General features: G+C 45.5%; 12 protein-coding genes. 6 read left to right on the top strand and 6 right to left on the bottom strand.

Annotated features, from left to right (window positions below; genetic code table 11):
* Nucleotides 1-4: 4 nt before the first annotated feature.
* From NIES2104_RS26250 to NIES2104_RS26235, 4 genes are all read right to left on the bottom strand, one after another.
* Nucleotides 5-280: a hypothetical protein gene (locus tag NIES2104_RS26250; protein ID WP_059001305.1), complete on the bottom strand. Its 276-nt coding sequence runs from the start codon at nt 278-280 to the stop codon at nt 5-7.
* Between the two features lie 230 nt (nt 281-510).
* Complete coding sequence (locus NIES2104_RS26245; RefSeq protein WP_059001304.1) at nt 511-828, bottom strand: NfeD family protein; 318 nt, start codon at nt 826-828, stop codon at nt 511-513.
* 228 nt (nt 829-1,056) lie between these two features.
* Nucleotides 1,057-1,656, bottom strand: coding sequence for a DUF6658 family protein (locus tag NIES2104_RS26240; protein WP_059001303.1), 600 nt, complete (start codon nt 1,654-1,656; stop codon nt 1,057-1,059).
* A gap of 39 nt (nt 1,657-1,695) precedes the next feature.
* Nucleotides 1,696-2,094 (bottom strand): hypothetical protein, encoded by a 399-nt coding sequence (locus tag NIES2104_RS26235; protein ID WP_059001302.1) that lies wholly within the window; start codon nt 2,092-2,094, stop codon nt 1,696-1,698.
* Between the two features lie 199 nt (nt 2,095-2,293).
* On the opposite strand from NIES2104_RS26235, the gene NIES2104_RS26230 reads away from it, so the two are divergent.
* Nucleotides 2,294-3,163, top strand: a complete 870-nt coding sequence (locus NIES2104_RS26230; RefSeq protein ID WP_059001301.1) for a lysylphosphatidylglycerol synthase domain-containing protein — start codon at nt 2,294-2,296, stop codon at nt 3,161-3,163.
* On the opposite strand, the gene NIES2104_RS26225 is transcribed toward NIES2104_RS26230, so the two are convergent.
* Nucleotides 3,152-4,522 (bottom strand): hypothetical protein, encoded by a 1,371-nt coding sequence (locus NIES2104_RS26225; protein WP_156427060.1) that lies wholly within the window; start codon nt 4,520-4,522, stop codon nt 3,152-3,154. The genes NIES2104_RS26230 and NIES2104_RS26225 overlap by 12 nt on opposite strands.
* Nucleotides 4,523-4,858: 336 nt before the next feature.
* On the opposite strand from NIES2104_RS26225, the gene NIES2104_RS32005 reads away from it, so the two are divergent.
* The 5 genes from NIES2104_RS32005 to NIES2104_RS26205 all read left to right on the top strand — a co-directional run bounded on the left by NIES2104_RS32005 (nt 4,859) and on the right by NIES2104_RS26205 (nt 12,715).
* Nucleotides 4,859-5,002: a hypothetical protein gene (locus NIES2104_RS32005; RefSeq protein ID WP_156427059.1), complete on the top strand. Its 144-nt coding sequence runs from the start codon at nt 4,859-4,861 to the stop codon at nt 5,000-5,002.
* 12 nt (nt 5,003-5,014) lie between these two features.
* Nucleotides 5,015-5,821, top strand: a complete 807-nt coding sequence (locus tag NIES2104_RS26220) for a Tic22 family protein (RefSeq protein ID WP_059001300.1) — start codon at nt 5,015-5,017, stop codon at nt 5,819-5,821.
* 6 nt (nt 5,822-5,827) lie between these two features.
* Nucleotides 5,828-6,697, top strand: a complete 870-nt coding sequence (gene prmC / locus NIES2104_RS26215) for a peptide chain release factor N(5)-glutamine methyltransferase (protein WP_059001299.1) — start codon at nt 5,828-5,830, stop codon at nt 6,695-6,697.
* Nucleotides 6,698-6,702: 5 nt separating this feature from the next.
* Nucleotides 6,703-7,197: a DUF427 domain-containing protein gene (locus NIES2104_RS26210; protein ID WP_059001298.1), complete on the top strand. Its 495-nt coding sequence runs from the start codon at nt 6,703-6,705 to the stop codon at nt 7,195-7,197.
* A gap of 94 nt (nt 7,198-7,291) precedes the next feature.
* Nucleotides 7,292-12,715: an ATP-binding sensor histidine kinase gene (locus tag NIES2104_RS26205; RefSeq protein WP_059001297.1), complete on the top strand. Its 5,424-nt coding sequence runs from the start codon at nt 7,292-7,294 to the stop codon at nt 12,713-12,715.
* On the opposite strand, the gene NIES2104_RS26200 is transcribed toward NIES2104_RS26205, so the two are convergent.
* Nucleotides 12,707-13,831, bottom strand: a complete 1,125-nt coding sequence (locus NIES2104_RS26200; protein WP_059002076.1) for an ABC transporter permease — start codon at nt 13,829-13,831, stop codon at nt 12,707-12,709. The genes NIES2104_RS26205 and NIES2104_RS26200 overlap by 9 nt on opposite strands.
* Between the last annotated feature and the right edge of the window lies 1 nt (nt 13,832).

The following is a 13,832-nucleotide window of genomic DNA, read 5'->3' as shown; positions in this document are numbered from 1 at the left end:
ACCGTTACGGAATCACGATCTCTTTTACAACTCGATCGTCCTCAACAACGCCCAAGCTTCGTCCCTTTTTCTTTTCTTCCTGCGCGATCCCATACAATGCCAGTCCCGTTCGTAAGACTTCCGCCATGTTCTTGCCTGATTCCTCTGCGAGTTCTTGGAGCAAATCGTAGGCTTCTGGCGACAGATCTAAGTTCAATCGCTTCTTTAGCTTGGGTGTTGCAGATTTGAGTCCAGCACGTTTCTGTGATGGGGTTTCTGCTACAGGAGTATTCTCCGCCATGATTGTTTTGATCCTCTACGAGCGACTACGCGATCTCCGAACTTTACATCCAAGCTGCACCAAAAGCAGCACCGGGTCGGCTGAATTTGCTCACGTGTGCAGTCTCGTTGCTTCATAGTTCTAGTCTAGATTAAGAAATTTGTGTTGGATCTGAGCATCTTTTGTGTAAATTTAACACAACTCTTACATTGGATCATCTGCGATCGACAAAACCCCAGACGATCCTTGAATTAAGCAGTTTGCTCAATGCGCTTCTTGGACAATACAGCACGAGATTGAACTGCCGCGATCGGTGTAACCACAAGAATCAACTCCACACGATCGACCACTTTGACACGAGTTCCAGGCAGGAGCACCAAATCTTCTAGACAAGTTGCGCTCCAATACCGTCCTCGATATTCAACTTGTCCAAATTGCCGAGGACGAAGCTTGTGACACACGACTGCAATTTCCTGCAAATCGAAGACCATTAGCGCCGTTTCAGGATCGGGTTCGTAATAGGGATCAGCGATCGAGAAAAATGAACGAAACGATTGCAACAGGGACATAATTGCCTCCATAGGTAGAGATGAGGCTGAATTCAGTACTTCTTCACTCACGACTGACGAAACAATACCGTCAGTGTCACACCAAAAATAAACAAATCGGTTTGCCTAAATTCAGTTATAAATACACAATAAATATGTAAAATTTGAATGTCAAGATCTTCCCACAAAAAAAGCCAAGGTTTTTCACCTTGGCTCAGACTTGAGGTAACTAGAGGAGAAACAATGGAATTAGTCGATCGCGTCTTTCGCTGCTTGTTTCGCTGCTTTCGTCGCGGATTTGGTTTGAGATTTGGTTGCTTCACCTGCACCGACAGCGCTATTGGTCACGTTGTCAGTTACATTTTCTGCACCCTTGCCAATTTTTCCACCCAGTTCTTTCGTTTTCTCGACTGCACGTTCGCCGCTGTTACTCACACGCTGTCCAACTTTCTGAACTTCTTCTTTTGCATTGTTCGCACGGGACGTGATCGCATCACCGATCGTATCTTTGGTGCGATCAGCCGCATATCCCGGATTCTTGTAAAGCTTAGCGTTGCGCGGTTCTGCCTTAGTCGGGTCATCACTGGTAATGTTGCGCTCTGCATTATCCACCAGTGATCTCGCCTTTTCAGAGGGAATTTGTCCAGGCGGCGTGTCGCTGAAATTGTTCATGCCACCTTCATAAGGTTGGGTTTGTCCGACAGGATTAGGACCCCCGTCGGTCGGAGGCACTTTTGCTTGAGCCGAATTGCTACAAGCGGTATTAAATAACAACATCGCACCTGCGAAAAAGACGATCGCAATCTGCTTTAAACGTAGCGATTTGATAAAAGATGCAAATTTGCTCATAAGAATCTCCGTTGAAGTTAAATCATGAAAGTTGAAATACTACTTTTCGATCGCAGGGTTCGCCTTGCTTTCTGGGCGCTCATTTGCAGCGTTGGCTGTGTCTTTGAAGAACGCAGAAGCATCTTGAATCGATTGCCCTGCCCGCTCGAATACTTTCGAGCTAGGATCAGCTCGATCGATCATCGGCTGTTTGGAATTGGGCAGGGGCGGCAACGATTTTTGCTGTAATGCACCGACATCGGGGTTGCTCGATGAAGAAACATCCGAACCCGCATAGTTTAGATCTGAGGCATTGCTTTTGACACCGAGATCAGCGATGCGAGTCTCTGACTTGGGATTCGCTCCGATCTGATTACCACTGGTGCAAGCAGTGGTGAAAAACAGGACAAATGCGATCGCGACAGTGGCGAAAAGCTGTTTAATCTTGAATCGTTTCATGCTGCGCTCCTTGTTGTGTCCACGGGAATGCCCGCTCAAATCTGGCATCAGGGCAAAACACTGATCCCAGATGCGTTTCAACCATACATAGCGTTTGAGAATTTCTTCCTCTAGCGCAAGTCACATTCATTGGATGTAGAGGCTCGATCGCTTTCTGTCTTGAGAAGGATTACGCTGGAAAGAGCGATTTTAAGACACTATGCAGCGATTCCGTCCTAAATCTGTTAAATCTGCGTTCCGTTGGCTGATTCTCACAGCGGTTGTGTTCTTCCTGGTTCAAACACTTCAGAAGCATTGGGAAGAAGTCACAAGACTGAGAATCACAGCGGCGGGTGTGGCTTGTTTGGCGATCGCGCTTGGCATCACTTTATTCGCGCACATTTTCGCGGGCTATGTTTGGAGTTGGATTTTACGATTTTTGTCGTATCGGGTTTCTGGAGCTTGGGGCGCTCAAACTTATCTCAAGACCAATATTGCGAAGTATTTGCCGGGAAATGTGTGGCATTTTTATGGACGAGTCAACGCCGCGAAACAAATCGGAATTGCGATCGCGCCTGCGACTCTAAGTCTTTTACTTGAATCGCTGTTGATGGCTGCGGCGGCTTGTTTTTTTGCGATCGCGGGCTTCCATTCCTGGCTTCAGCTTGGAATTGCGATCGTGATTCTCATTAGCGTTCATCCGTTCTTTCTGAATCTCGTTTTGAGAAAGTTGAAAAAAACTGAGCCAGTTCAGATCGATCGATATCCGCTTTTACCGTTTGCGGGTGAATTGGGATTTTTAGGATTGAGATCGATCGGGTTTGTGCTGGTCTTTTTAGCGCTGCGTCCGATTGCGGGTTCTGAGTTGCCACTTTTAATCAGTGGGTTTGCTTGGGCGTGGTTGTTGGGATTTGTGATTCCTGGATTGCCGGGAGGGGTTGGTGTGTTTGAAGTGATCGCGGTTGCAATATTCAGTCAGCAATTTCCCACGGCGCAAGTAATCGGAGCCGTTACGTTATATCGATTTATCAATACGTTGGCTGAAGGATTGGGGGCGGGACTTGCAGCGATCGACAGTTCAACACGCTGAATCAGGTTTTGGACGAATAATCGGCTTCATCTGCGAAAAAATTCGATAATGGTCGAGGTTCGTTTGAGGTGCAGCTTCTTGAGCTTGTTGCATTTTCACAAGGTTGTACTGGACATTCTCGGCGTGAATCGCAAATGTAACGTTGAAAATTTCGAGGAAGTTAATCACCCAGCCGCAGTCTTGTTCAGAAAATTGTTCGTAGTGGCGAATGAGAACAGCAATTTGCGCTTCGAGATGCGATCGAGAAGCATTACAAATCAAAACGAGCTTCAGTAAAACAATCACCAAAGTCATTGGATTACCCTGAGACAATAGCACAGTGAAAAGCGGTGAAGGGTCTTGCCGATTCTCAGTGGTTAAAGTCTCAATAATTCGATTGCAAGTTCTTAAGATTAGCGCATCAGTTAATGGTACAGAATCGTAATCAGAATAGAGAGATTTTAGTTTCTCTGCAAGTTTTGATTGAAGTGCGATCGCATGATCGCTATTGTGATCAACTGAGAAAATCAAATACTTCTGAAGGCTTTGCTTGAATTCTTTGTAATTCAGCGTTTGAATCTGATTGATAAAAATATTGGCTAAATTGGCATAGCTGTATTGTCCGCGTTTTGCAACGATCGCTTTGATTAGCATCAAAACATTGTCACCTAAAGCCGTTGGATTTTTTGGCAATTTTTCTGGTGAACTTGCAGATTGAGATCTAGCAATATACATCGCTAGATCAAACTTGAAGCGGTCTTTTAGCTGTCGAGAAAGAGCGCGGGCGGCTTCTCGTTGCTCGATCGGATTCGCAATTTCAACATACTGAGGAACTAGTAAATAAGAAGTGTAGCGGCTAATCCATTTTGATTTTTGCTGCTCTTCGTACCGAGCCGTAAATAATCTTAGTTCTTCATAGTCTGAGCTATTTTTGAAATTTTCGACCCAGCTTTTTAGACGTTTAATGATTGGTGAAATCGCTTGAGCCTCGATCGTAGAATCTTGAAACGACTGAACTAAATCTTGAATTGCTTTGTATTGTCGTGCAGCATCCCAATTATTGATCAAAATATAACAACAGCGTTTCAAAGCATTTCTAAATTCCGTTTCATCATTCAGTAAAACAAGTTGATGAACCGCTTCAACTGCCTCAGAACTCGGTGAATCAATTTGATAAAAAAACAGCCGCTTAAATTCTAATAAAACTTCTTCAGGAAGCCATTCTCTGACAATTTCTAATAAAAATTGATAAAGCGTTTCTTGCGTCTGGTAGATCTCCGGAGATCCAGAAGTCAACTGCTCAGCACTCGAATCGATTTCATTAATCAATTCAGCATCCGATCGCAGATCATAAGGCTGTCTACCTGACTGTGTACTCATATCTTCAGCACCATAACGAACGAGGCGAATTCGCGCAAACTTCGGAAGAATCGAAGCTCAGTGATACTACGGACGCAACCACTCTGATTCAGTGTGCCCACTCCCTACCGTCGAACAAACAGCTTAAAGATCCCCAAAATCGCGCAAATTTGCCTTCAGTATTAAACCTGACTTCTCAAATTTCCTTCCCATCAAAAACTGTTCGCTTCAGCACAAATTAAATAGAAAGCGATCGACAAAATGATCCAAAGGCAGTTCGTAACTCGAATGTTACGGCGGCACAAATCGATGCTAATATTTCCAAGAATTGATGAATAAAAGGTTCAAACATCGTGAATGTCTGTTATCCAAACGGTGCGGAAACTAATTCGTAACAGTTTAGGTCAGACGGATAAACAAAACCGATTCGACGCAGCGATCGAGGTTGCAGCCGGATCGAATGGGACAGTAAACGCTTCGGATTTCGGTCATCGTTTTTAGCCAGGAGCAAACATGAAGTCATTGGTACGTTGGAGTACAACTGCTGCAATTGTGGGTAGCACTCTGCTTGCGGGGTTACAAGCGCTCGCCCTCACCCCAGAGCAGATCAAGCAAAAGCTACAGGTTGTCCCTGTTTTTACGATCGCCAATAATCAAGGTGCGCCGCTGGTTGCTCAACCGCCAAACGGTCAGAAAGGAAACCCTGTGGCAGGTGTGTTTATCAGCCAAAAAGACGCGAATGCGTTTTTAGAAAATCTCAAAACTAGAAATCCCGCACTCGCAAAAGATGTCCGGGTCGTGCCCGTGTCGCTGGCAGAAGTTTTTCAATTGAATCAAGGCACTCAAGGTAAGACTGAGAAGCTCGATTTCGCTTACGTGCCCGCGAAACAACAACTCGATGCTGCGCTCGCGGTTCTCAAAGCGAACGGTCAGCAAGTGGCTCAGTTCAACGGAACGCCGCTGTTTGTCGCTCGTGCGGGTAAGGACAAAGGCTTCTTGACGATTCAAGAAGGCAACACATCGGTGATTCCGATGTTCTTTAACAAAGAAGACTTGCAGCCGTTGGTCGATCGATTTAAGCAGCAAAAACCGGATCTCGCTGCCACCGTTGATATTCAGGTCTTTCCGCTCGAAGGCGTGATGCAGGCGATGCAGCGCGAGAAAGATCCGCAGCTTGACAAGATTGTGCTGATTCCGCCGAGAGAAACGCTGGAATTTGTACAACGTCAACAGCAACAAAGACCGCAGCAACAACAACAAAGACCGCAACAACAGCCGCAGCAACAAAGACCACAACCGCAACAACCTCCGAAGCGTTAATCCTGGATGACTGTTTTAATTCCTGGAAGTCAGCTTTGGAATTGGCGATCGACCGCGAAACATCAGTCGATCGCTCACGACATTTCCCCAGATGAAGTCGATTGGCTCTTGCAAGAATTCGCAGGAATCGATCGACTTTTTTTGCGATTACAACCGGATCACGCGATCGGATCGAAAGTGCAGATCGCTGATCTCGATCGAGCTTGGCAACAACGCATCGAAGAACGAACGCCGATTCAATATTTAGCGGGGATTGCTCCTTGGCGAAATTTTGAATTAAAAGTTGCTCCCGGCGTGTTGATTCCTCGACCGGAAACAGAACTATTGATCGATTTTGCAATGGCTCAAGATTCAACCCTGAAAGCGGGTCAGTGGGTCGATTTGGGGACGGGGAGCGGTGCGATCGCGATCGGGCTTGCACTTTCTTTACCGAGTGCGATCGTTCATGCAGTCGATCAGAGTGAATCAGCGTTGAACATTGCGCGATCGAATGCGGAAATGCTCGATGTCAGCGTTCAGTTTTATCAAGGAAATTGGTTTGAGCCGATCGAGCATTTGAAACATTCGATCAGCGGTGTTGTCTCAAATCCGCCTTATATTCCGACTCAAACCGTTTTAGAACTTGAACCTGAAGTGAGATTGCACGAACCTCATTTAGCTTTAGATGGCGGCTCTGACGGTTTAGAAAGCATTCGGCATCTGGTTCAAACTGCACCGGATTATTTAATTTCTGGCGGCGTTTGGATGGTGGAAATGATGATGGGGCAGGCAGACGAAATTGTCTCGCTATTATCGGCTCAGGGAAGCTACGATCGCATTACAGTCCATAAAGATTTGGCTGGAATTGACCGTTTTGCGATCGCTTACCGAAAATAGACACTATGCGCCCTACTCCGATTCCTCCTCAGCCCGGACAAGAATCTGTCTGGGATTATCCGCGTCCTCCTCGCTTAGAACCTGTTCACAAGCGAATCCAGATTGTTTTTAATGAAGTGACGATCGTGGATACCGTGAAAGCAATGCGGGTTCTCGAAACCAGTCATCCACCGACCTACTACATTCCACCTGATGACATTGGGCAGCACTATTTGATACCGTCGAATCGATCGACCTTCTGCGAATGGAAAGGGCAGGGGAGTTACTACAGCGTCAAAGTTGGGGAAAAAATTGCCGTTGATGTGGCTTGGTACTATAGCAGTCCAACTCCGAACTTTCAGGCGATCGAAAACTATGTTGCGTTTTACGCTGCTCCGATGGATGCCTGTTATGTAGACGGCGAAAAGGTCATACCTCAACCTGGACAGTTTTATGGTGGGTGGATTACTAGCGATGTAGTTGGGCCGTTTAAGGGCGAAACTGGCTCTTGGGGTTGGTAGAACAGATACTTCATCTAAAAGAGACTAATTGGGTATTACTCGCTTGTAAGAGTGGGCACACTGGACTTGCCCCAAGTCGTGCCCTCAGTCTTGTATGGTTGCTACATTCATTCACCTTGCTGGCTACGAAGTCGTTGAAACCCTCTACGACGGATCTCGTACTCTCGTTTATCGAGCGATTCGCCACATCGATCGCAAATTCGTCATTCTCAAGCTGCTAAAAAATCCGTATCCAGACACGATCGAGCTAGTTCATTTCAAAAATCAGTACACACTGACTAAAGATATCAATCTTCCCGGTGTGGTTCGTTCTTATCAACTAGAGACTTATCAAAACCGCTTTGTCATTGTGACCGAGGACTTTGGCGGCATTTCTCTGAGGCAATATGCAGCGAAGTTCGCGGCGCAGCGGATTGATGTCGGTGAATTCTTGTCGATCGCGATTAAGATTGCTGAGATTCTCGCTGATTTGTACCAACACCGCATCATTCACAAAGATATTAAGCCCGATAATCTTTTAATCAATCCTCAGACTAAGCAAGTTAAATTAATCGATTTCAGCATCGCTTCTTTACTGCCGCAAGAAAGGCAGACGGCAACAAATCCAAGCGTTTTGGAAGGCACGATCGCTTACCTGTCTCCGGAGCAAACTGGACGGATGAATCGCGGCATTGATTACCGCACTGATTTTTACTCTTTAGGTGCAACATTCTACGAACTTTTAACGGGACAACTTCCATTTCAATCGGACGATGCGATGGAATTGATCTATGCACACATCGCAAAACAACCGATTTCGATCGAGCAAATTAATCCCGCAGTCCCGCACGTTCTCACCGCGATCGTGAGGAAGCTGATGGCGAAAAATGCGGAAGAGCGATATCAAAGTGCACGAGGATTGAAGCACGATTTAGAGATTTGTCAGCGCGAATGGAATCAGACAGGTCAGATTTCTCAGTTTGAAATCGGGCAGCAAGATTATTGCGATCGCTGGGTGATGCCGCAGAAATTGTATGGACGCGATCGAGAAGTTGAAATGCTGATTGCAGCATACGATCGAATTGCTCAAGGTGCGAGTGAAATCATACTCGTTGCGGGCGTTTCGGGCATGGGAAAAACTGCCGTCATTCAGGAAGTTCAAAAGCCACTGAGCAAAGACGCGACGAAACAACGAGGCTATCTAATTCAAGGAAAATTTGATCAGTTTCAGCGAAACATTCCTTTTTCCGCATTTATTCAAGCCTTTCGAGATCTCATCAGACAGCTTCTCACTGAAAGTACCGCCCAATTAGAACGGTGGCGATTGAAGCTGTTAAGAGCTTTGGGCGAAAATGCTCAAGTTCTAATCGAAGTGATTCCGGAACTCGAAACCATTCTCGGTGAACAATGTCCTGCTTCCAAACTAACGGGCATCGCTGCACAAAATCGCTTTAACTTACTATTGCAGCAGTTTATTCAAGTCTTCGCACAAGAGCATCACCCGCTAGTAATCTTTCTCGATGACCTTCAGTGGGCAGATCTCGCTTCTCTAAACCTGATGCAAGTCTTAATGGAAGACAGCAACAAAGGCTATTTATTGCTGATTGGAACTTATCGAGAAGAGGAAGTTTCGATCGCTGATTTTCTGATGCTGACTCTCGATAAACTTCGGCAAAATGGCACTACGATTAATACGATCGCGCTCACTCCTCTAGAGCCACACCATCTCAATCAGATGATTGCCGAAACGCTCAATTACACATCTGAGCAAGCCACTCCGCTGACTGAATTGGTGTATCACAAAACAAAAGGGAACCCGTTTTTCAGCCGTCAATTTCTCAAGCTGCTGTATGAGGAAAAACTGATTCAATTCGACTTAAATTGCGGTGTTTGGAACTATGATTTAGCTCGAAGTCAAAGCTTGATGCTCGGTCATGATGTTGTGACCTTCATGGCATCACAGTTACAGAAACTTCCAGAAAGCACTCAAGCGGTTCTGAAACTAGCAGCTTGTATTGGGAATTCATTTGACTTAGAGATGCTATCTGCGATCGCAGAACAATCCCCAAACAAAACTGCCGCTAATCTGTGGGCGGCTCTACAAGAAGAGCTGATTTTCCCAAGCGATGACAACTACAAAGTCTTTCAAGATCACTCAGTTGATCCGATCGAACAATCTGCACAATATCGATTTGCACATGACCAAATTCAGCAAGCCGCTTATCAATTAATCGAGGACAATCAAAAACCTGCAACTCATTTGAAAATCGGTGAATTGTTGCTGCGATCGATTCCAGAAGCTGAGCGAGAGGAGCATTTATTCGCGATCGTCAATTCTCTTAATCTCGGCGCAACCCTGGTTAGCGATTCAGTCAAACGGGAAGAACTTGCCCGCTTGAATCTTAGAGCAGGACAAAAAGCCAAAGCATCCACCGCTTATCAAACAGCCGTTGACTATTGCAAGACGGGTATTGAACTACTCGGTGAAGATTGCTGGCAGTCCTATGATTTGGCACTAAAACTGCATGAAGAAGCCGCAGAAACCGCTTACTTGAGTGGGCATTTTACCCAAACAGAACAATGGATCACTTCGGCACTACAACAAGCAAAAACACCACTAGAGCAAGTCAGACTCTATCAGGTCAAAATTGAAGCAGAAAAGGCTCAAGGAAATCGGCAAGCTGCGATCGCGACTGGATTCACAATTCTCAGCCAATTTGGGATCATCTTACCAGAGCAACCGACCGAAATCGATGTGCAACACGCATTTGGAGAAGCGATCGCACAATTAGCAGAACGAAACATCGCGGATTTGCTCGAATTGCCGCCGATGACGAACTTGAACATCCTTTCTGCAATGCGAATTTTGGCAAGCATGACGGGTGCTGCTTACTTCGTTTCTCCAACCTTGGCAGCAGTCGTGATTTTACAGCAAGTAAAGCTCTCGTTGCAATACGGTAATGCTCCTGAATCTGCGTTTGCTTATGCGGCACAGGGTCAAGCTCTTTGTGGCATGGGCGAGATTGACAAGGGCTATCAGTTCGGACAGCTTGCGATCGCACTCCTCGATCGTTATGCGGTCGAATCACTCAAACCATTGACGATGATGGTTGTCAATTCGTTAGTCAAACACTGGCGTGAACCCATTCATACTGTTTTGCCGAACCTGCTTGAGACGTATCAACTCGGACTAAAGACAGGTGATCTAGAAGCAGCAGCGTTTGCACTACACAATTATTGTGCAGGTTCTTATTATATCGGTAAAGAGTTGACGCAACTGGTGCAAGAGATTTCTACTTACACTGAAGCGATCGCGCAACTCAAACAAGAAACACCTCGATCAGTCAATCAAATGCTGCATCAAGTGATTCTGAATTTGATCAATCCAAGTGAGAATCCTTATGTTTTGATCGGTGAGGGCTATGATGAATCGATCGAGTTAGAGCACTATCAGCAACGGAACGACTACAGTAGTATTTGCAAGCTCTATGTTCAAAAATTGATTCTTGCTTATCTGTTTGGACAGTATGAGCAGGCTTTAGAATATTCCGATCGCGCAAAAATTTATCTAGACAGTTTAAGTTCTGATACTGCTGCTGGGTTATTGCATTTCTATGATTCACTTGCTCGACTCGCGGTTTATCCGAATGTTTCTCGGTCTGAACAGTCTCAGATTTTAGTAACACTCACGGCAAATCAAGCGAAGCTTTCACACTGGTCAACTTTCGCTCCCGTTAACTATCAGCATCGATTCGAGCTAGTTGAAGCAGAGCGACATCGGGTATTTGATCAGAAACTAGAAGCGATCGAGCAATATGATCGGGCGATCGCAACGGCTCAGAAAAATGGATACTTACATGAAGCTGCGATCGCAAATGAACGGGCTGTGCACTTCTATTGTCAATGGCAAAAGGAAAAACTAGCGCAGTCTTATTTTGCCGATACTTACTACGGTTATCTTCGCTGGGGTGCTCTCGCGAAAGTTCAACAGCTAGAAACTGCTTATCCTCAACAATTCTCGCTCCTACAACTTTCCAGACGACAATCGACTTCTCACATTACGACTTCATCTGAGGGAATTAGCTCTTTGTCGAGCAGCATGAAAGGCACCGTGATGCTCGACTTTTTTGCAATTGTCAAAGCTTCTCAAGCCTTGTCGAGCGCGATCGAGCTTGAGAAACTGATTTCGGCATTGATGCAGTTAGCGATCGAGAATGCCGGAGCAGAACGCTGTGTGTTTATGCGTCCTGAGAATGAGCAGTGGCAGGTCATCGCTGAGGCAACTCCACAAAATGGATCAATCATCGCTGCAACTCCAGTAGAAGAAAGTGAATTGATTCCACAATCGATCGTGCACTATGTGATGCGAACTTCAGACGCGATCGTGCTCGATCGAGCTTACACAGAAGCAGCTTTTGCTTCAGATGCCTATCTTCGGAAGCATCAATCAAAGAGTGTTCTCTGTACTCCGGTGCAAAATCAAGGTCAAACGATCGGCATTTTGTATCTAGAGAACAATCTGACAACTGCGGCATTTACCAGCGATCGACTTGAAGTTCTGCAAATTCTCACCGCACAAGCAGCGATCTCACTCCAAAACGCGATGCTTTATCGAACGCTTGAACAAAAAGTCGAGCAGCGAACTCAAGAGTTACAGCAAAAAAATCACAGTCTGTCTAAAGCACTCAAAGAGTTGAAAATGACACAGGCTCAGTTAATTCAAAGCGAGAAAATGTCTTCGCTCGGACAAATGATCGCGGGAATTGCTCATGAAATTAACAATCCGATTACGTTTATTCACAGCAATTTGACTCCTGCAAGCAACTATTTTCGAGACTTGCTAGATTTACTTTTGCTCTATCAGCGTGAGTACCCAAATCCAACTCCTGAGATTGAAACTGCGATCGAGCAAATCGATCTAGAGTTCATGACCTTCGATTTACAAAAGTTACTGACCTCGATGCGGAGTGGAAGCGAGCGGATTCGAGACATTGTACTGAGTTTGCGAACGTTTTCCCGATTAGACGAATCTGAGATGAAATCGGTCGATCTTCATGCAGGCGTTGATAGTGTGTTGCTAATTTTGCAGCATCGTTTGAATGCAACCACCACAACTCCTGAGATTCAAGTCGTCAGAACTTACAGTGATTTACCTAAAGTGGAATGTTACGCGAATCAAATCAATCAAGCTTTGATGAATCTAATTAGTAATGCGATCGACGCACTGCTTGATCGTTCACAGCACGAACTTTCTGCTTGGACTCCAACGATCGAAATTCAAACTGAAGTGATTCACCCAGAGCGAGTCGCGATTCGGATCAAAGATAACGGCATTGGAATGTCTCAAGCAGTGATGAAAAAGATTTTCGATCCATTTTTCACAACAAAACCTGTGGGAAGCGGCACCGGATTAGGATCGTCGATCGCTTATCAAATTGTGGTCGAGAAACATCACGGGCACTTATCCTGTGAGTCTACACCGGGTCAAGGCACAGAGTTTGTGCTAGAACTTCCAATTGAAACAAAGCCTTTAGTTTAGCTGGTTCCGAAACTTACTGGTGCTGATGTACAGAAGTGCGATCGCAAAACAAAATAATGCGATCGCTTCTGGATACAGTACATCTAACCCGTTTCCTTTCAACAACACGCCGCGTGCAATCTTGACATAGTGCCGGAGCGGATTCGCAAGTGATACGATTTGGAAGAACTTCGGCATACTTTCAACCGGAGCGATCGCGCCTGAGAGTTGAATCAAAGGTAGATTGATAAAAAACGAAGTGAGAATCGCTTGCTGTTGTGTTTTGGAAATCGTTGCCAGCAAAAAACCGACTCCAATCCCGACACAAGCATACAATCCAGAGAAGAACAGAAACAGTGGCAAACTGCCTCGAAAAGGCACTTGAAAGATGAAATGCGCGACCGAAAGCGCTAATATCACTTCGCCCAAGAGCAGAACAAACAAAGGAACCACTTTCGCCAAAATAATCTCCCACTCTGCCGCAGGAGTCATCAAAAGCTGTTCTAATGTTCCAGTATCTTTCTCACGCACCACGGCAGCGGTCGAAACCAGCGAACTACCAAGATTCAACACTAATCCAATCACACCTGGAACAATAAACCAACTCGACACTAAGCCCGGATTGTAGAGAATGGTTGCTTGAGTCTGAATCGGGGGAGCCACTTCAGGCGTAAATCGCTGTCCGAACTGATTAATAATTTGAGTTGCATAACCGCTGGCAATTCCGGCAGTATTGGCATCGACCGCATCAATCAGCACTTGAACTTCAGCAGGGTGATTGTCAGAGTGTAGCGATCGATTAAAATCCGTCGGAATGATCAAGCCTGCTGTGATTTCACCGCGTCGAACTTGGCGACTAAGATCAGATTCATCGATCGTCCTCGATTTCACTTCAAAGACTCCATTTGCCGTTAGTGCTGCGGTCAGTTCACGACTCATCGGCGTATTAGAATAATCCATCACGCCCAACTTGAGATTCTCAACGCTTGGACTCAGTGCAAATCCAAAAATCAACAATTGAATCGTTGGCGGAAACACTAACAGAAAAATAAGCTGTTTGTTCCGCAGAATTTGACTAATTTCCTTAACTGCCAAAACAAAGAAGCGGCTTTCTAACAAACGTCGAAAAATATTCATA

Origin of the sequence: Leptolyngbya sp. NIES-2104 (assembly GCF_001485215.1) — a bacterium.
GTDB lineage: Bacteria > Cyanobacteriota > Cyanobacteriia > Leptolyngbyales > Leptolyngbyaceae > Leptolyngbya.
The sequence above is the reverse complement of the archived record's forward strand: the minus strand, read 5'-3'. Positions and strand labels throughout refer to the sequence as shown.